This window comes from Streptosporangium sp. 'caverna' (genome assembly GCF_003203775.1).
GTDB classification, from domain to species: Bacteria; Actinomycetota; Actinomycetes; order Streptosporangiales; family Streptosporangiaceae; genus Streptosporangium; species Streptosporangium subroseum.
On the sequence record NZ_CP029711.1, the window covers coordinates 10,780,982 to 10,799,143 of the forward strand.

General features: G+C 68.1%; 16 protein-coding genes. 7 read left to right on the top strand and 9 right to left on the bottom strand.

From position 1 onward, the window contains the following. Positions 1-70: 70 nt before the first annotated feature. Positions 71-649, bottom strand: coding sequence for a single-stranded DNA-binding protein (locus tag DKM19_RS46585; protein WP_110704991.1), 579 nt, complete (start codon positions 647-649; stop codon positions 71-73). A 78-nt stretch (positions 650-727) separates the two neighbouring features. Then, entirely contained in the window at positions 728-1,018 is a 291-nt protein-coding gene (gene rpsF, locus DKM19_RS46590) for a 30S ribosomal protein S6 (protein ID WP_110704992.1), read from the bottom strand. 219 nt (positions 1,019-1,237) lie between these two features. Between rpsF and DKM19_RS46595 the strand changes: the two genes are divergently transcribed. Further along, on the top strand, positions 1,238-1,549 hold the full coding sequence (locus DKM19_RS46595) for a hypothetical protein (protein ID WP_110706478.1): 312 nt from the start codon (positions 1,238-1,240) through the stop codon (positions 1,547-1,549). Positions 1,550-1,594: 45 nt separating this feature from the next. Here the strand turns inward: DKM19_RS46595 and DKM19_RS46600 are convergent, their stop codons facing one another. Beyond that, positions 1,595-1,777: a hypothetical protein gene (locus DKM19_RS46600; protein ID WP_089209120.1), complete on the bottom strand. Its 183-nt coding sequence runs from the start codon at positions 1,775-1,777 to the stop codon at positions 1,595-1,597. A gap of 95 nt (positions 1,778-1,872) precedes the next feature. On the opposite strand from DKM19_RS46600, the gene DKM19_RS46605 reads away from it, so the two are divergent. Further along, positions 1,873-2,631: a deoxyribonuclease IV gene (locus tag DKM19_RS46605; protein ID WP_110704993.1), complete on the top strand. Its 759-nt coding sequence runs from the start codon at positions 1,873-1,875 to the stop codon at positions 2,629-2,631. Positions 2,632-2,790: 159 nt separating this feature from the next. Here the strand turns inward: DKM19_RS46605 and DKM19_RS46610 are convergent, their stop codons facing one another. From DKM19_RS46610 to DKM19_RS46620, 3 genes are read right to left on the bottom strand one after another with little or no spacing between them, the layout of a single operon-like run. Beyond that, a complete protein-coding gene (locus DKM19_RS46610) occupies positions 2,791-3,933 on the bottom strand; it encodes a mannosyltransferase family protein (RefSeq protein WP_110704994.1) in 1,143 nt (380 codons plus the stop codon). A gap of 58 nt (positions 3,934-3,991) precedes the next feature. After that, the gene (locus tag DKM19_RS46615) at positions 3,992-5,299 is read right to left on the bottom strand and encodes a glycosyltransferase family 87 protein (RefSeq protein WP_110704995.1); all 1,308 of its coding nucleotides are present in this window, start codon (positions 5,297-5,299) and stop codon (positions 3,992-3,994) included. Next, complete coding sequence (locus tag DKM19_RS46620; RefSeq protein ID WP_110704996.1) at positions 5,299-8,154, bottom strand: transglycosylase domain-containing protein; 2,856 nt, start codon at positions 8,152-8,154, stop codon at positions 5,299-5,301. The genes DKM19_RS46615 and DKM19_RS46620 overlap by 1 nt, the downstream gene beginning before the upstream one ends. A gap of 653 nt (positions 8,155-8,807) precedes the next feature. On the opposite strand from DKM19_RS46620, the gene DKM19_RS46625 reads away from it, so the two are divergent. Beyond that, complete coding sequence (locus tag DKM19_RS46625) at positions 8,808-9,494, top strand: PadR family transcriptional regulator (RefSeq protein WP_110704997.1); 687 nt, start codon at positions 8,808-8,810, stop codon at positions 9,492-9,494. Between the two features lie 32 nt (positions 9,495-9,526). Further along, a complete protein-coding gene (locus tag DKM19_RS46630) occupies positions 9,527-10,606 on the top strand; it encodes an inositol-3-phosphate synthase (RefSeq protein WP_110704998.1) in 1,080 nt (359 codons plus the stop codon). Between the two features lie 100 nt (positions 10,607-10,706). Here the strand turns inward: DKM19_RS46630 and idi are convergent, their stop codons facing one another. Next, on the bottom strand, positions 10,707-11,288 hold the full coding sequence (gene idi / locus DKM19_RS46635) for an isopentenyl-diphosphate Delta-isomerase (protein WP_110704999.1): 582 nt from the start codon (positions 11,286-11,288) through the stop codon (positions 10,707-10,709). Positions 11,289-11,415: 127 nt separating this feature from the next. On the opposite strand from idi, the gene DKM19_RS46640 reads away from it, so the two are divergent. Further along, on the top strand, positions 11,416-12,714 hold the full coding sequence (locus DKM19_RS46640) for an MFS transporter (RefSeq protein ID WP_110705000.1): 1,299 nt from the start codon (positions 11,416-11,418) through the stop codon (positions 12,712-12,714). On the opposite strand, the gene DKM19_RS46645 is transcribed toward DKM19_RS46640, so the two are convergent. Beyond that, positions 12,668-13,924: an adenosylmethionine--8-amino-7-oxononanoate transaminase gene (locus tag DKM19_RS46645; protein ID WP_239513968.1), complete on the bottom strand. Its 1,257-nt coding sequence runs from the start codon at positions 13,922-13,924 to the stop codon at positions 12,668-12,670. The two genes, DKM19_RS46640 and DKM19_RS46645, sit on opposite strands and share 47 nt — an antisense overlap. Then, positions 13,894-15,291: a CCA tRNA nucleotidyltransferase gene (locus DKM19_RS46650; RefSeq protein ID WP_204358545.1), complete on the bottom strand. Its 1,398-nt coding sequence runs from the start codon at positions 15,289-15,291 to the stop codon at positions 13,894-13,896. Before DKM19_RS46650 ends, DKM19_RS46645 begins: the two co-directional genes overlap by 31 nt. A gap of 160 nt (positions 15,292-15,451) precedes the next feature. Between DKM19_RS46650 and DKM19_RS46655 the strand changes: the two genes are divergently transcribed. Together DKM19_RS46655 and DKM19_RS46660 are read left to right on the top strand one after the other, a co-directional pair. After that, complete coding sequence (locus tag DKM19_RS46655) at positions 15,452-15,973, top strand: aminoacyl-tRNA deacylase (RefSeq protein WP_110705002.1); 522 nt, start codon at positions 15,452-15,454, stop codon at positions 15,971-15,973. 46 nt (positions 15,974-16,019) lie between these two features. Next, positions 16,020-18,146 (top strand): DUF6049 family protein, encoded by a 2,127-nt coding sequence (locus DKM19_RS46660; RefSeq protein ID WP_110705003.1) that lies wholly within the window; start codon positions 16,020-16,022, stop codon positions 18,144-18,146. The last annotated feature ends 16 nt before the right edge of the window (positions 18,147-18,162 follow it).

The following is an 18,162-nucleotide window of genomic DNA, read 5'->3' on the forward strand; positions in this document are numbered from 1 at the left end:
GGGAATGGTCGCTGCGGATATGGACTGGGGTTTCAGAATGCGATCTTCGACGGTCTCGGGGGACCGCTACCTAGAAGGGCGGTTCGTCGCTGAAGTCGCCGCCGCCGAAGTTGCCGCCACCCTGCTGGCCACCCTGTTGCGGGGCGCCCTGCGGCTGACCCCCGCCACCGTAGTTACCGCCACCGCCGCCGTTGAAGCCGCCACCTTGCGGTGCGGCGGGCGCCGAGGAGGCCCACGGGTCGTTGGAGGGGCCGCCGCCGAAGCCACCGCCACCGCCCTGACGGGCAGTTTTGTTGACCTTGGCGGTCGCGTTCTTCAGGGAGGGGCCGACCTCGTCGACCTCGACCTCGTAAACCGTGCGCTTCTCGCCCTCTTTGGTGTCGTAAGACCGCTGGCGCAGCCGTCCCTGAACGATGACCCGCATGCCGCGCTGGAGGCTCTCGGCGACGTTCTCCGCCGCCTGCCGCCAAACGTTGCAGGTCAGGAACAGGCCTTCGCCGTCCTTCCACTCGTTGGTCGTCTTGTCGAGGAACCTCGGAGTGGATGCGATGCGGAACCGTGCCACTGCTTGCCCCGTGGGGGTGAAGCGCAGCTCCGGATCGTCGACGAGGTTGCCGACGATGGTGATCGTGGTGTCGCCTGCTGCCATGGCTAGCGCTGCCCTTCCTGCGGCCTTCGCTGGTTATCGGCTCAGAGTACGGCTGCCGCCCGACAAAATGTCGGAGGTTTAGTGCACGTCCGGACGCAGGACCTTGGTGCGCAGAATTCCCTCGTTGAGGTTCATCTGCCGGTCGAGCTCCTTGACCGTGGCGGGCTCCGCAGTCAGGTCGATGACGGCATAGATGCCTTCGGGCTTCTTGTCGATGTCGTAGGACAGCCGACGACGACCCCACACATCGACCTTCTCCACGCTGCCGCCGTCATTGCGGATCACCGTGAGGAACTGGTCGAGGGAAGGGGCAACCGTACGCTCATCGAGCGAAGAGTCGAGAATGACCATTACTTCGTAACGACGCATGCTGACTTCCAACCTCCTCTGGACTTTTGCGGTCACGACACCGTGCCGTGACAGGAGGACGCTGACGTGTGCACCGCGAACGCCTATTTCGGCATTCGTGGTGGTGGGTGGGCTATAACACACCCATTCAACGCAGCCTTGACAGCCTACCAGTCCGGCAAGGGTTGGAGGGTCGGCTCGGCGGGCACCTCACCACGAGAGGAAAAAGGGGTGGTGGACATGCCGGATGCATCCCGATCCACCAGGCGCGGACCGTTCCGATTCGCACTGAACAGTGGTGGGCGGCCTCATCTGATCGAGGACGTCCTGAGCGTCGGCACCCTCATCTGCGGGCTGGTCGCCTTCGCGACCGGGTTCATGCCGGGCATGCACGTGCTCGCGTCATGGGCTGGAGCGGTGGGGTTCGTCGGAGGTCTCTACTCGCAGTACATCTCCGCGACGACACGCGAGCGCGCAATGAACATCGTGGGCATCGTGGCCTCGTTCGTGGGTGTGGCCTTCGGCATCCACCACGGAGGTTTCCTCCCGTAGAGCCCCGAACCGCCGAAGACCACCCCACACCGAGGGGCCGGATGACTAGCCGTTCAGCCGCAGGTCAACGCCCAGCAGGACGAGGAACCAGAGGAAGACGGCCAGCAGGGCCTCGGCGATGTCCTTCAAGAGTGCGGGGGTGATGTAGTCGTAGACCCAGGCCACATAGAGGCCGACCAGAATGTAGATCAGACCTATCAGGCTGATCCCTCTGCGGTAGCGAGGCACTTTGACTCCTTGTGTTCAGCCCGCGGGGGGCGGGCAACGGGGCGCGCCCTGCGACTGCCCCTGGTCGGGGTCTTGAAACGGCTACTCTCGAACACATGCCGCGTATCGGAGCTCATGTCGATCAGGACGACCCGCTGGCCCACGCCAGAGCCCGTGACGCCGAGGTCGTGCAGTTCTTCCTCGGCAATCCGCAGGACTGGAAGGGCCCGGTCATCGGTGAGAAGACCAGGGAGATCAAGGATTCCGGCGTGGACGTCTACGTCCACGCGCCCTATGTGATCAATGTGGCGACCGCCAACAACCGGATCCGCATCCCCAGCCGCAAGCTGCTGAGCTCGAACCTCGCGGCGGCGGCGGAGCTCGGAGCCAAAGGTCTGATCGTCCACGGCGGGCACGTCGGCGCCGGCGACGACCCGCAGAAGGGCTTCGACAACTGGCGCAAGGTGTTCGAGCGCATGGAGGAGCACGAGGTCCCGGTGCTCATCGAGAACACCGCGGGCGGCGGCAACGCGATGGCCCGCAAGCTGGAGCGCATCGCCCGGCTGTGGGAGGCGCTCGACGGTTTCGACGTGGGCTTCTGCCTGGACACCTGCCACGCCCACGCGGGCGGCGAGGGACTGGACGACGTGGTCGAGCGGATCATGGCGATCACCGGCAGGATCGACCTCATCCACTGCAACGACTCGCGTGACGCCTTCGACTCCGGCGCGGACCGGCACGCGAGCCTCGGCGCGGGTCAGATCGACACCGAGCTCATCCTCGGCGTGTGCAGGAGCGCGAACGCACCGATCGTGGTGGAGACGCCGTCCGAGAGCCAGGTCCAGGACATCGCCTTCCTCAGGAAGCACCTGTAGAGGAAGGCAGCTGTAGCCGGAGACGGGACGGCGGGCGGAGCCGCGATCTCCAGCCGCCGTCCACGGCCGGCGGAGCTCTGCGGCCGTCCACGGCCGCCAATAATCCACAGCCTGTGGATAACTCCCTGGATTACTTATCCACGAATGTGGGTAAGGCCGCTACCCGACCCAGGCGCCGTCCGTGAAGACCAGCGTGTTGAGCGCCATCAACGGACCCACCACGAGGGCGTAGACGACGATGATCCATCGTCTCCACGGCGAGGGTGGAGTGCTGGCCTTGGCGATGAGCAGGAAGAGCGGCCACCACAGCAGCGCCGAGCGCGGGATCGACAGGTAGTAGGCGGAGCAGACCAGCGCGCCCACCTGAAGCCCCACGTAGACGAACTCGCTCCATCGCCGCAGGTAGAGCAGCACCAGCACGAGCCCGATCCCGACGACCGCTCCGGCGATCTCCAGACGGAACGCCCACGCGAACCGGCCCTCTCCCAGAGCCGAGTTCCAGGTCGTGATCAACGACTCCCACGGCCACACTAGGTGCCGTCCCCATCCGGCCTCCTGCGCGTGGTTCCACGCCAGCCAGTCGCCGCTCCTGGCGTGGTGGTAGGCGGAGTAGAGCACCAGTGGCACGAACGGCAGCACCAGCCATCCCGCCTGCCGTACGGCGTGCCGCTTGGTGAAGAACTCCACGATCAGCGCGAGGGCCAGGAACAGACCGGTGATCCGCATGCAGGAGGCCCCGGCCGCGAGCGCGGCGGCGAGCGCCCAGCGCCCTTGGCGCGCCGCCAGCCAGGCGGGGATCGCGAAGGCCAGGAACAGGGACTCGCTGTATCCGGCGAACAGGAAGACCGACATCGGCCAGAGCAGCAGTGCCAGCACCGCGCGCCAGCCGGTCCCCGGCGGTCCCTCGAACTCGGCCAGCCTGGCCAGCGCCACCATCGCCACGGCACCGGCCACGAAGGAGATCAGCAGCCCGGCGAGTATCCAGTTGCCCACGAACGGATGCACCGCGCGGAGCATCAGGGGCATCCCCGGGAAGAAGGCCGGCAGGCCCTTGTCCGGTTCACCGCTCGGATCGCCGCCGTAACCGTGCTCGGCGATGGTGATGAGGAGGTCGGCGTCCCAGTGCTTCCAGCGCTCCAGAAACGGGACGACGGTGTCTCCGTCCACCATCGCCGTGGCCCCCACGACGGCGAGGACGATGATGCCCAGCCGAGAACTCAGCCAGAGCAGCAACGCCTCCGTCACGGTGTCGCGCCGCGACTTGACCGCGGTGTCGGGGGGATGCTCGAGGGAGGTGATCATACGGCGAAATTGTGCTCGACCGACCCGCCCCGCGGCCAGTTGGAAACGGCATCGATCATCAGGCGAGCGCGATTCGGAACCGGTCGGGGGCTCCGTCGAAGACGCCGCCGGACTGGTCGTCGATCCCGCTCTGCCTGATCACGTCCTTCTCGGGTCTCAGGATGTCCCGCACGACGAAGGCCATCATGATCAGGATGGTGATCGCACGGCCCCACACCGCGGTGAAGTAGGTGTCGCCGGAGATGCCCAGGGCCTCGTCGCCGGGTTGGAGGGCGACCAGATAGAGCCAGATCGCGAAGAAGTACCAGCACTCGGCGATCTGCCAGAGCACGATCGCCTTCCAGTTGGGCCGGGCCAGCACGGCGAAGGGGATCAGCCAGAGCACGTACTGCGGCGACCACACCTTGTTCGTCAGCATGAACGCGGCGAGGGTGAGGAAGCAGATCTGCATCAGCCGGGGCCGGGTCTTGGCGGTCATCACCAGCACGGCGATCGCCAGGCAGAACGCGCCGAGCGACAGGATGCCCAGGAGGTCGAGCCGGTCGGAGTCACCGAGGAACGGCCACTGCTTCTGGTTGAAGAAATACCAGAGCGAACCCCAGTCGGCCGGGCGCTCCTGGCTGAAGACGTAGAACCGTTTCCAGCCGTCGAAGGCGAAAATCATGATCGGCACGTTGACGAGCAGCCAGGCGCCCGCCGTGCCGCCGACGGTCTTGAGGAAGGGCACCCACTTACCCGTGCGCAGCGTCAGCAGGAACAGCGGGCCGAGGAACATCAGGGGGTAGAACTTGGTGGCGATCGCCAGGCCGAGCAGGATGCCCGCGAGCCACTGCCTCTGCTTCGACCAGGCGAGCAGCGCGCCCAGCGCGAGGGCGTTGCTCGCCAGGTCCCAGTTGATGTAGGCGGTGAGGATCAGCGCGGGGGCCAGGGCGTACCAGAGCGCGTCCCAGCGCCGGGTCGGCCCGGCCAGCGCGGCCATCAGCAGCACGCCGACGATCAGGCAGATGGCCATGAGGATCACGGTCAGGTCGTAGAACGCCGTCCCGGGATCGCTCATGGGGGTGACGATCCGGCGGAAGAACTCCATGATCCCGCCGATGCCGACGGGGTATTCGACCGGGTAGCCGAAGTAGGGGATCTTGCCCTCGTTGAGCTTCTCGTTTATCCACAGCGGATAGATGTCGGTGTAGCAGAACTGCGTGAACCGCAGGGTCCCGTCGTTCCATGCCCCGTCGATCCGGCACGGCCACTTCCAGAACCAGGCCAGCACGGCCCCCAGCCCGGCGAACAGGGCCAGGGGCACATACGGGATCACCCGAACGCCGAACTCGGGAAGTGGGCTCCGCGTCGACTCGAGGCTCTTCATCAGGGACGCTGTCCGGATGGCTGCGGGTTCGGCCCGGTCGCCGCACCGGGGGCGGCGCCGCCGCCGAACTCCCCGTTGGGAGACCCGTCACCGCCGCCGCCCCGGTTGTCGCACGAGCCGTCTCCGGGCAGGCACTCCTCGCCCGGAGGCCGGTCCATCTGGTCGCCACCGTCGCCGCTGCCGTCACCGGTGCCGAAGCCGCCGTCATCGGGCCATTCGTTGCCGCCGCCGCCGTCGCCGCCGTCGGGGGTGAACGGGTCCTCGGCCGTCGGCGTCGGGCTGGGCGTCGGCTTGGGCGTGACCAGGTTGTTCGTGACGCCGGTGTGCGACGGCGGCGGGAACTGCTCGACCTTGTCCTTGGCGGTCACGATCTGCATGTAGTCGTGCCAGATCTGGGTCGGGGTGCCACCACCGCCGATGAAGGAGGGCATGGGCTCCTCCTTCCACAGGACGCCCTTGATCTTCGCGTTCGGAAGACCGTGCTTGTCGACCTTGAGCGCGCGCTTTCCGGTCTTGTCGTAGGGCACGTCCTTGAACATGCCGACGGCGGTGACGAGCTGGGGCGTGAAGCCGACGAACCAGGCGTCCTTGTTGTTGTCGTTCGTACCCGTCTTGCCCGCCACCGGCCGCACGCCGAAGTTGGCGGCGGTGCCGGTGCCGCTCTTGACCACTTCCTGGAGCGCGACGACCGCGTCGGCCGCCGCGTCGGCGCTGATCACCTGACGCTCGACGGCCTGCTCGGGCAGCACGACCAGGCCGGTCTTGGCGTCGACCACCTTGATGACGGTGTGCCAGTCGACGTGCTTGCCCGCGTTGGCGAAGATCGAGTAACCGGCGGCCTGCTCGACCGCGGTCACCGAGGCGCTTCCGATGGTGACCTGGAACTTCTGCTCGTCGACCGCGTAGTCCACGCCGTTCTTGCCCTGGTAGGAGGGGTTTCTCTTGGCCTCCTCGCCGACCCCGGCCTCCTTGGCGATCCTCGCGACCTCCTTGAGACCGACCTTGTCACCCATCTGGACGAAGACGGTGTTCACCGAGTCGGCCAGGGCCTTCTCCGTGGTGATCGGCCCGTACGGCGCAGCGTGCGAGTTCTTGATCGTGGTGGTGCCCGGCATGTCGATCGTCGACATGCCGTCGACGTAGCTGTTCAGCGACCAGCCGTTCTCCAGCCAGGCGGCGAGCACGTAGGGCTTGAAGGCGGACGCGGCCTGCTTGGTAGAGGTGAACGCGCGGTTGTTGTAGTCCTGGGTGTAGTCGTCGCCGCTGTAGAAGGCGACCACCCGGCCGTTCTTGGGGTTCACCGAGGCCACGGTGGCGTGGATGGTGGGGTCCAGGCTGGCGGTGCGGGCGTTCACCGCGCTCTTGGCGGTCTCCATCATCTTCTTGTCGAAGGTCGTGTAAATCTTCAGGCCCTTGGTCTTCAGATCATCCTGGCTGATGCCGCGCTTTTCGAGTTCCCTGAAGACGATGTTGAGCATGTAGCCCTTGAGGCCGTCGTAGCTCTTGTCGGTCTTGATCTTGGCGAACTTCAGGTCCTCGAACTTGGCGCCGGCGTACTTGCCGTAGGCGGTGGGGTTCGACTCCACCATGTATTTGAGCGCGGCGTTGTAGCGCTCCTTGGTGGCGGCGAAGTTGCCGCTCTGCTCCTGGATGTCGAAGGTGCTCGGGTTCTGGATCCTGCCCGCGAGGTAGGCGCCCTCCGGCGGGGTCAGCTTGCCGATGGGCTTACCGAAGAAGGCCTGCGCGGCGGCCCCGATGCCGTTGGCGCCGCGGCCGAAGTAGATGGCGTTCAGATACCGCTTGAGGATCTCGTCCTTCGACAGCGTCTTGTTGATCTTGACGGCGACGAAGATCTCCTTGATCTTCCGCTGGATCGACACCTCTTTGCTGAGGCCGTCGTAGTAGCCGCGGGCCATCTGCTGGGTGATCGTCGAGGCGCCCTGGACCTGGGCGCCGGTCGCGGTGCTCCAGAACGACCGCATCATGCCCGTGAGGTCGATGCCGCTGTCGGTGCGGAAGTCGCGGTTCTCCAGGGCGATCACCGCGTCCACGACCCCGGCGGGAACCTGGTTGATCTCCACCGGAGTGCGCTTGACGCCCAGGCGCGCGATCGCGGTCTTGCCGTCGGCGTAGTAGATGACGCTGCCCTGGTCGTCCACGTCGGCCTGGACACCCGTGGGGACGGGCGTGTTGGCGTAGGCCACCGCGATCATTCCGAAGACGCCCGCGGCGAGGACCACGAAGCTGGCCATCACGATCTTCCAGCTGGGAACGAAGCGCCTCCATCCCCTCTTGTCCGGCTCGTCCTCGTCCTCGCCGTCGCCGGGACCACCTCCCGCGGGACCTCCCGGGCCCCCGGAGCCCATGGGAGTGCCCGCACCGCGCACACCGCGGGCGCGTCTGCTCCGGCCGGTCTCGCCCGGACCCGAACCCGGGGGGCGTCCGCCGGCCGCCTGGGCGGCGAGCATCGCCTGGGTGTCCTCGAAGGCGGCCTCGGCGCGGCGGCCGGTCGGGTCGGTGTCACGCTGGCGCGTCCCGCCGGGCTGGTGCATCGCCGTGGTCTGGGACGTCGCGGCGGTCTGAGGCGGTGTCTGGCCGGGCTGGGGCGGACCGGCCTGGCGTGCCCCGCCGTGCGGGGGCATCTGACCGGGCTGAGCCGGCGGTCCGGCCTGACCCGCTCCGCCGGGATAGGGCATCGCGGCGGGCCGGGGCGTCCCGGAGGTCTGGGGCGGCGGGCCGGGCTGGCGCGCTCCGCCGTACTGGGGCATCTGGCCGGGCTGAGGCGCCCCGCCGCGCGAGGGCGTCTGCCCGGGCTGGGGCGGCGGTCCGGCCTGGCCCGCGCTGGGATACGGCATGGCGGCGGGCCGGGGCGTTCCGCCCTGCTGGGGCGGGCCGGATCGAGGATCGGGGCCCGGGCCCTGCGGAGGCCGTCCCTGCGCCTGCGCCTGGGGTCCGGGCCAGCCCGCGTCACCGGTTTGGGAGGGTTGAGGCGGGGGCACTGCTTGGGGAGCGGCCCCTGGGTTCGAGCGACGGCGCCTCCCCTGGCGAGCCGATCCGTCGGCGCGCTCTGGGCGCTCGTTCGGCTCCGGGTCATTGCTGTGGCTGTAACTCACGCGTCCTCGTTCGGTCATCGGGGTCTACGACGGCGTGCTGGCGGGAGATTACCTCCTGATCGCGGAAGCGCTCATCGCCTTGGCTCACTAGTAGCCGACCTATACGGGTGGATCTCCGTTCCCGAGGACGAACGAGGTCGTCAGGTGGTTCCCAGAACAACCTTGGCAGACCTCTCCCGCGTAGAGGCGGGATTCCTCGTATTGGAAAGCGGTCTCGTGCGCGCGAGGGCTACGCCCTACCACCGATCGCTGTGACCACATAAGCGCCAGACTACGGCTTTTTACTGTTTGCCCCCAACCTCTTGGGAAAGTCGTTGATTGCAGGCATATGTTGAGTGGACGTATCCTGCAGATGTATCGGCTCGATACATCGACACGAGAGGTGGTGGTTTCCGGTGGCCAGTGGACGCAGCGGCGTGCTGGAGCTGGCCGTGCTCGGGTCGCTGCACGAGACCCCGTTACACGGCTACGAGCTGCGCAAACGGCTCAACACCATACTCGGCATGTTTCGGGCGTTCTCCTACGGCTCGCTCTACCCGTGCCTCCGTCAGCTACTCAACGACGGACTCATCATGGAAGACGGGGCGGGCGCGCATGCCTCCGACCCGCCCGGTGCCCCCGCCGAGAGCCCTTTAGCGCTCCCCGGCCGCCGATCAAAGATCGTCTACAAGCTGACGGCGGAGGGCAAGGAACGTCTCCAGGAGTTGCTCACCCAGGCCGGGCCGTCCGCCTGGGAAGACGAGAGCTTCGGTGTTCACTTCGCCTTTTTCCGGCACACCGAGGCCGAAGTACGGCTGCGCATCCTCGAAGGACGCCGCAGCCGGCTGGAAGAACGACTCGACGGTGTGCGTACGGCCCTCGCCCGTACCCGGGAGCGGCTGGACAGCTACACCCTCGAGCTTCAGCGTCACGGTCTGGAGTCGGTCGAACGCGAAGTGCGCTGGTTGAACGAGTTGATCGCCACCGAACGCCGGGCATCTCCGGCGGGCGAAGAGCCGCAACCCGCGCAAGAAGGAACATCCCGGGCGTCCACGCCCGGGGAAGAGAAACCGGGGCCGCAGGTCGCCCCGGAAGACAACTGATCCACTAGAAGAACTAAAGGGGAGCGAGTGCCATGGGTTCGGTGCGCGTAGCCATTGTCGGTGTAGGCAACTGTGCCACGTCGCTCATTCAGGGCGTGCACTACTACAAGGACGCCGACCCCGGCACGCGGGTGCCGGGCCTGATGCACGTCAAGTTCGGCGACTACCACGTGGGCGACGTCGAGTTCGTCGCGGCGTTCGACGTCGATGCCAAGAAGGTCGGGCGTGACCTCTCCGAGGCGATCGTGGCCTCGGAGAACAACACCATCAAGATCTGTGACGTTCCGCCGCTGGGCATCACCGTCCAGCGCGGTCACACCTTCGACGGTCTCGGCGAGTACTACCGCGAGATGATCGAGGAGTCCGACGAGGCCCCGGTGGACGTCGTCAAGGTCCTCAAGGACAACCAGGTCGACGTCCTGGTCTCCTACCTGCCCGTGGGATCGGAAGAAGCCGACCGCTTCTACGCCCAGTGCGCGATCGACGCCAAGGTCGCGTTCGTCAACGCGCTGCCGGTGTTCATCGCCTCCGACCCCACGTGGGCGCAGAAGTTCACCGACGCCGGCGTCCCGATCATCGGTGACGACATCAAGTCCCAGGTCGGCGCGACCATCACGCACCGCGTGATGGCCAAGCTGTTCGAGGACCGCGGCGTGGAGCTGCTCCGCACCTACCAGCTGAACTTCGGCGGCAACATGGACTTCATGAACATGCTGGAGCGCAAGCGCCTCATGTCCAAGAAGATCTCCAAGACCCAGTCCGTCACCTCGCAGATCCCGCACGAGATGCAGAAGGCCGACGTGCACATCGGCCCGTCGGACCACGTGCCGTGGCTCGACGACCGCAAGTGGGCCTACGTCCGCCTGGAGGGCAAGTCCTTCGGCGACACCCCGCTGAACCTGGAGTACAAGCTGGAGGTCTGGGACTCCCCCAACTCCGCCGGCATCATCATCGACGCGGTCCGCGCCGCCAAGATCGCTCTGGACCGGGGCATCGCCGGCCCGATCCTGTCGGCCTCCTCCTACTTCATGAAGTCGCCGCCGGAGCAGTACTCGGACGACGAGGCCCGTGACTACGTGGAGAAGTACATCCGCGGCGAGGTCGAGCGCTGAACCACGACCGGCCTGGATCGCGACCAGGCTGAGCGATGAACGACAAGAGCCTCCGCCCTGCACGGGCGGAGGCTCTTCGCGATGTCCGGGTCCCGCGGGCTCAGCGGGCGGCCGGAGGGAGATCCGCGGGGTCGGCGACCGGCCAGCCGAGCGGATCGGACCCGAGCCCGACGAGCTGGCGGACCTGCTCGCCGCACCACGGTGAGATCTCCAGGCTGTGATCGAGCACCCCGTCGGAGAACTCCTTCCACGGCATCCAGCGCACGTCCCCGACCTCGTCGGGGTTGGGCGCGGCATCGGCCTCGACGAGCACCCGGTAGACCGGGCACAGCTCCCGCTCGACGATCCCGTTGTCCATGACCGCACGGTAGGAGAAGCGCGGCAGCAGCAGATCGACGCCGTCGACCTTCAGGCCCAGCTCGTGGGAGAGCCTTCGGATCACCGCGTCCGGGAGCGGCTCGCCGGGCAGCGGGTGCCCGCAGCAGCTGTTGGTCCACACCCCCGGCCAGGTGATTTTGTGTGATGCCCGGCGGCTGAGGAGCACCTGCCCCTGCCCGTCGAACACATAGCTGGAAAAGGCCAGATGGAGGGGCGTGTCAGGGCCGTGCACCATGGCCTTGGCCGCCGTGCCGATCGCGTTTCCCTCGGCGTCGACAAGCACAACGTGTTCATCAGCTGTCACTCGATCGAGAGTACGTGATCATGCCGATCAGCGCACCCGATCACGGATACGCGGGGTGAATGTCGCAGGCATGTCTCAGGGATGTTCCCTATGCCTGAGTCAGGGTCATCACGCGTAGGCTAAGCGCGTGTCATTCGTATCCGATCTACGCGTCGTCCTGGAAGGCCGCGACTTCCGGCGGCTGTTCGGGACCCGTCTGGTCTCGCAGTCCTCCGACGGGATCTTCCAGTTCGCGGTGGCCGGATTCGCCTTCTTCAGCCCGGAGAAGAGCACGAGCGCCGTCGAGATCGCCACCGGCCTGGCCGTGCTGCTCCTCCCGTACTCGATCCTCGGCCCCTTCGTCGGCGTGTTCATCGACCGCTGGTCCCGGCGGCAGATCCTGGTCATCGCACCACTGGTGCGCGGGGCACTGCTGCTGGCGGCCGCCGCGCTCGTCGCCGCGGACGCCCCCGACGCGGTCTTCTACGCCGCCGCGCTCGGCGTGCTCGGGGTGAACCGGTTCTTCCTCTCCGCGCTCGGAGCCTCGCTCCCGCACGTCGTCCCGGCCGACCGGCTGATGGTGGCCAACGCGGTCACCCCCACCTCCGGCACCGTGATGACCTTCGTGGGCGTGGGCGTGGGCTACCTGCTACGGACGATCTTCGGTTCCGACCACCGGGGCACGGCGGTGCTGCTGGTCGCCTCCGGCCTCATCTTCGGGCTCAGCGCGCTGATCGCCAGGACCATGGACAGGGAGCTCCTCGGGCCCGCCTACGACCCGAACCGGCCGCAGGCCCGCGAGGCCGTACGCCACGTGCTGAGCGGCCTGGCCGACGGCGCGCGGCACCTCGTCCACCGCCGGGCCGCCGCCGCCGCGATGGGGGCGCTGGCCACCCACCGGTTCATGTACGGCATGTGCACGGCGATGCTGATGATGCTCTCGCGCTACTACTTCGCCGAGAACGCCGAGGACGCGCTGACCGTGGTCAGCATCGTGGTCGCCACCTCCGCGGTGGGCTACTTCATGGCCATCCTGATCACGCCGTGGGCGACCGAGCGTTTCGGCATCGAGACCTGGGTCACGGCCATGCTCGTCACCGCGGGAGTCCTGACACTGGCGCTCTGCGTGTCGTTCCATCAGTGGGGCTTCGCGGCCGCCGGCTTCGTGCTCGGCATCACCGGGCAGAGCATCAAGATCTGCGCGGACACGGCCGTGCAGCGGGACGTCGAGGACGCCTATCTCGGCCGGGCCTTCTCCATCTACGACATGCTCTTCAACGGCACCTACGTGCTGGCCGCGGCCCTGGCGGCGCTCCTGATGCCGCAGGACGGCAGGTCACTGCTGGTGATGGGGCTCATCACCGCCGGTTACCTGGGCGGCGCGGTGCTCTACCGGATGATCACGCCGAACCGAGCGCTCGCGCCGCTGCCGTCATCGCCGTCGTGATCATTCGCAGGTCCTCGCCGATCGAGTAGGGCGGCATCGTGTAGAGCAGCCGCCCGAACGGGCGCAGCCAGACGCCGTGCCGCATGACGATTTCCTGAATTTTCGTGACGTCGATGGGGTCGTGAGCCTCGATGACCCCGATCGCACCGAGCACCCGCACGTCCTTCACCCCGGGAGCCCCTACGGCCTCCGCCAGCCCCTCCGTGAGGCCGGCCTCGATCCGCTTGACCTCCTCACGCCACGGACGCTCCTGGAGAAGCTCCAGGGAGGCGCTCGCGACGGCCGTGGCCAGCGGGTTGCCCATGAAGGTCGGCCCGTGCATGAGCACGCCGATGCCCCGCGCCACCCGCTCCGTGCAGAGCGTCGCGGCCAGCGACATGTAGCCGCCGGTCAGCGCCTTGCCCAGGCACATGATGTCCGGCCTCACCCCGGCGTGGTCGCAGCCGAACAGCTCGCCGGTCCTGCCGAACCCGGTGGCGATCTCGTCGGCGATCAGCAGGATGCCGTGTTCGTCGGCGAGCTCGCGGAGCCTGCGCAGGTAGGACGGGTGGTAGAAGTGCATGCCGCCCGCCCCCTGGACGACCGGCTCCACGATGATCGCCGCCAGCTCGTGGGCGTGCCGGGCGACCATCTCGTCCAGCCGGGCCGCATAACCCTCGTCGAACTCGGCCGGCGGCCGTTCGGCGAACACGTGCTGCGGCAGCACACCCGAGAACAGGTGGTGCATGCCGTTGACCGGGTCGCAGACGGACATCGCCCCGAAGGTGTCGCCGTGGTAGCCGCCCCTGACCGTGAACAGGCGGCTCCTGCCCGTGAACTGGAACGCCATCTTGATCGCGACCTCTACGGCCACCGAGCCGGAGTCGGCGATGAACACCTTCGGCAGCCCCGTCATGGTGGCCAGGGTGTGAGCCAGCCGTACGGCGGGGGAGTGGGTGAGCCCGCCGAACATGACGTGCGCCATGTCCCCCAGCTGGTCGGTCAGCGCCCGGTTGAGCCTGGGGTGGTTGTAGCCGTGGATCGCCGCCCACCAGGACGACATCCCGTCGACCAGCTCCCGCCCGTCCGCGAGCGTCAGCCGTACGCCGTCGGCCCCGGAGACCACGTGCACCGGCGCCTCCTGCGGCACCGGTGCGTAGGGGTGCCACACGTGCTCGCGGTCCAGGTCGGAAATGGTGTTCAGGAGCCGATTCCGTTCTCTCGGGCCCACTCGCGAAGGGCCTCGGCGGCGGCCTCCTTGCCGATCACACCCCGGTCCAGGCGCATCTCCAGGAGAAACTTGTAGGCGAGCCCGATCACCGGGCCCGGCGGGACGCCGAGCTGCTCCTGGATCTCGTTGCCGTCGAGCTCGGGACGGATCTTGCCGAGCTCCTCCTCGTCGGCCAGCCGGGCGATGCGCTCCTGGAGCTGGTCGTAGGTCCGGGACAGGGCCTGGGCCTTGCGCGTGTTGCGGGTGGTGCAGTCGGCGCGGGTCAGCCTGTGCAGGCGCTCCAGCAGGTGCCCCGCGTCCCGGACGTAGCGGCGGACGGCCGAGTCGGTCCACTCGCCCGTGCCGTACCCGTGAAAACGCAGGTGGAGCTCCACCAGGCGGGACACGTCGGCCACCACGTCCTTGGGGAACTTCAGCTCCGTCATGCGCTTCTTGGCGAGCTGGGCGCCGACCACCTCGTGATGGTGGAAGGAGACCCGGCCGCCGGACTCGTGACGGCGGGTCTTGGGCTTGCCCACGTCATGCAGGAGCGCGGCCCAGCGCAGAACCCTGTCGGGACCGCTCTCCTCCAGGTCGATCGCCTGCTCCAGCACGATCAGCGAGTGCTCGTAGACGTCCTTGTGCCGATGGTGCTCGTCGATCTCCAGGCGGAGCTTGGGCAGCTCGGGAAGGACATGGGCGGCGAGCCCGGACTCGACGAGGATCCTGAGCCCCTCGCGGGGGTGGTCGCCGCAGATGAGCTTGTCCAGCTCCTCGCGGATCCGCTCGGCGGAGACGATCTCGATCCGGTCGTCCATCGCGGTCATCGCGGTGAACGCCGCCGGGTCCACGGCGAAGCCGAGCTGGCTGGCGAACCGGGCGGCGCGGAGCATCCGCAGCGGGTCGTCGTCGAAGGACCGCTCCGGGGGACCGGGCGTGCGCAGCACCTTGGCGTGCAGGTCGTCGAGGCCACCGTGCGGGTCCACGAACTCGCGGGACGGCAGGCGCAGCGCCATCGCGTTGACCGCGAAGTCGCGCCGGGCCAGGTCGCCCTCCAGCGTGTCGCCGTAGACGACATCGGGCTTGCGCGACTTGGGGTCGTACGACTCGCTGCGGTAGGTGGTGATCTCCAGCAGCCAGCCGCCCTTGCGCACGCCGACCGTGCCGAAGTCGATGCCGATCGTCCAGATGGAGTCGGCCCAGTCGCGGATGAGCTCCAGGACCGTCTCCGGGCGGGCGTCCGTGGTCAGGTCGAGATCGTTGCCGATCCTGCCCAGGAACACGTCTCGGACGGAGCCGCCCACGAGGGCGATCTGGTAGCCCCTGGCGGCGAAGAGTTCGCCGAGTTCATCAGCCACGGGAGCGATCTTCCGGAACAGCTCGCTCATGCCGTGGCGCTGATTCTCAGTCAGATTTGAAAGGGACAAGCCGGGTAGGTCCTTTGGTTACGGAACATGTTCCCCTGCGGGGATACACCTGAAGCGATCACCAGGTTACGGTCAGTCAGGAGATTCTCGGGGGCCGTGCGTCGAGGCAAGGAGCACACACATGAAGGACGCCCTCGCGATCCACCGCTGGCTCCTGGCCCACCAGATCCATCATGAGATCGTACGCCTTCCACGCGCGATGACGTGTGCCGATGAGCTTCCCGAGGTGCTGTCCGCGAGCCCCGCGACCTGCGTGGAGGTCACGGTCTTCGAGGTCACGACGCGAATCGGCCGCGAGCCCGCCGCGGTCGTCGCCTCGGTCGGCTCCCCTCCCCGGCCCGACATGATCGGGGGCATTCTGGGCGCCCGGCGGGTCCGTCCGGCCTCGGCCTTCACTGTGAACTCCGCCACCGACTACGCCTCCGGCCTGGTCTGCCCGCTCCTCCTCCCCAGCGAGCTGACCGTACTGGTGGACGAGCGCCTCGGAGCGACCTCGGAGCTGGTTTACACCCCTACCGGAGAGCGCCGCACAGCGCTCCTGATTCGCGGCGATCACCTGGTCACCCTCATCTCGGGCAAGCCCGTCGACCTGGCGAGGCCACGCTCCCGAAGAGAGCCGGTGACCTTTCCCCTCGCCGGATAGGCCATAGCATTGCGGGCGTGCGCCGTACTCCATCCCTGGCCGGCACGTGATCCGCAAGGCCACGCTGCTCGCCGTGCTCACCACCACGCTGCTCCTGTCCGCGGCCGTGGTTCTTCCTGGTGCGGTAAACGCCCAGGCGGCGGCGGGCCGTGCGAATCCGCAGATCGTGCTGGAGTCGACCGGCCCCGACGTCCCCCGCGAGCCGACCACCCAGATCAAGATCTCCGGTTCCCTGGTCAACACCGGTACCCAGCCCCTGGACGGCATGCGGATCCGGATGCAGTACTCGTCTCAGCCGTTCGCCCGGCGCGCCGACATGGAGGCCTACCAGGCCGGCACCCTCCAGCCGGCCGCCTGGCGCGACGAGCGCTACCAGCAGTCGATCGCGCCCTCCGGGAAGCTGCCGTGGGAGTTCGTCTTCACCCCGCAGATGCTGGGCATCTCCCGCTTCGGCGTCTACCCGGTCACGATCGCGGTCTTCAACGGGCTGGAACAGCAGGTCGCCGCCCAGCGCACCCTCCTGACCTACATGCCCAAGGACCTCCAGGTGCCCCGCACCAAGCTCGCCATGGTCCTGCCGATCGTCGACCAGCCACACCGGGCCGACGACTACACCTTCATGGACGAGAACCTGCCCGCGTTCCTGGCCGCCGGCAAGCGCCTCGGTGACCTGCTGAAGATCGCACAGGACACCGCCTCGGCCAAGGGCATCACCTGGGTGGTCGACCCCGGCCTGCTCGACGACGCGCAGAAGACGGGCAGGGCGCACACGGTCCTGTCGAAGGACACGACCCGGCGGCTCCCAGCGGACCCCGAGGCCGTCACCTGGCTGGCCAACCTGCGCACGGCTCTCCAGGACCATCCGGTCGTGGCCACCCCCTACGCCGACCCCGACGTGACGGCCCTGGCCCACAACGGCGTCGACGACTTCACCAGGATCGCGATCGCGCAGGCCGGCAGCGTCGCCAAGGAGATTCTCGGGCGCGATGTGATCACCGACGTCAACTGGCCGGTGAACGGGATGGTCGACTACGACGGGCTGGACCTGCTGGCCACCGGCGGCGTCGACACCGTGCTGCTCAACGTGCTAAACCTGCCGCCGGTGATGGAGCCGGCCACCACCCCTGACGCCTTCTCGACGGTGCAGAGCGTGAACGGCCCGGTGACCGCCATGGTCGCCGACCCGGGCCTGAGCGAGGCCCTCGGGGCCGTCACCTCCACCCCCGGCGCGGCGCTGCTGGGCCGCCAGCGTTTCATCGCGGAGACCGCGATGATCGCTTCGGAGCCCGTCACCACCACCAGGACCGTGATCGCCGCCCCGCCCCGGCGCTGGGACCCGGATCCGGCCTACGTGAGCGACCTCGTGAAGACGGCCGCCGCCCTGCCGTGGCTCTCTCCCGCCACGCTCGACACCGCGAAGCCGGGCAAGGGCGTTCCGACGCCCAGGTCCGGCCTCACCTACACCGACCAGGACCGGCGCAAGGAGCTCGGCAAGCCGTACATGACGGTCGTCAAGCGGACCAACGCCCGCGCCGGCCTGACCGCCGCGGTCACCACGGCCGAGGACTACGAGGGGTTCGACCAGGCGCTGCTCCGGCTCGTCTCCTCCGCCTGGCGCGGCAGGCCCGGGACCGCGGCGCCGTACGCCGAGCGGGTCGGCGCCACGGTCGACGACCGGGTCGGGAAGGTCACGATCACCGGCACCGAGCAGTCCAGGCTCCGCACCCTGGCGGGCGCCAACGGCGAGGTGCCGATCAGCGTCCACAACGGGCTGACGGGCACGGGCAGCCGGGTCTCGGTCAAGCTCAAGGTGACCCCCAACCAGCGCGACCTGCTGAAAATCGAGAAGTACAAGGACAGCGAGGACGACCTGATCGTGATCGAGGGCGGTCACAATCGGATCATCCGGGTCCCGATGACCTCCACGGGCAGCGGCCAGACCACCGTGACGGTCCAGCTCACCACCTCCGACGGCCGCAAGTACGGCAAGCCGGTCGAGCTCACCGTGCGGACCACCGGCTACGCCGGGATCGCCCTGTTCATCGTGGGGGCGGCGCTCGTGGTGATGCTGGCCGCCGTCGTCATGCGCATCCTGCGCCGCCGTGGGGGTCGCCGCGCCGCGGCGGCCCGCTCGCCGAGGCGCGAGAGCGCGCCGGCCGGCACCGAGTCCTGAGCACCTAGCAGAGGAA

Bases quoted from the DNA above. Each gene is read 5' to 3' on its own strand.
- DKM19_RS46605 (WP_110704993.1), top strand. From the start codon at position 1,873: ATGCCGCGTATCGGAGCTCATGTCGATCAGGACGACCCGCTGGCCCAC.
- DKM19_RS46620 (WP_110704996.1), bottom strand. From the start codon at position 8,154: ATGCCGTATCCCAGCGCGGGCCAGGCCGGACCGCCGCCCCAGCCCGGG.
- DKM19_RS46610 (WP_110704994.1), bottom strand. From the start codon at position 3,933: ATGATCACCTCCCTCGAGCATCCCCCCGACACCGCGGTCAAGTCGCGG.
- DKM19_RS46615 (WP_110704995.1), bottom strand. From the start codon at position 5,299: ATGAAGAGCCTCGAGTCGACGCGGAGCCCACTTCCCGAGTTCGGCGTT.
- DKM19_RS46595 (WP_110706478.1), top strand. From the start codon at position 1,238: ATGCCGGATGCATCCCGATCCACCAGGCGCGGACCGTTCCGATTCGCA.
- rpsF (WP_110704992.1), bottom strand. From the start codon at position 1,018: ATGCGTCGTTACGAAGTAATGGTCATTCTCGACTCTTCGCTCGATGAG.
- DKM19_RS46655 (WP_110705002.1), top strand. From the start codon at position 15,452: ATGAAGGACGCCCTCGCGATCCACCGCTGGCTCCTGGCCCACCAGATC.
- DKM19_RS46630 (WP_110704998.1), top strand. From the start codon at position 9,527: ATGGGTTCGGTGCGCGTAGCCATTGTCGGTGTAGGCAACTGTGCCACG.
- DKM19_RS46585 (WP_110704991.1), bottom strand. From the start codon at position 649: ATGGCAGCAGGCGACACCACGATCACCATCGTCGGCAACCTCGTCGAC.
- DKM19_RS46650 (WP_204358545.1), bottom strand. From the start codon at position 15,291: ATGAGCGAGCTGTTCCGGAAGATCGCTCCCGTGGCTGATGAACTCGGC.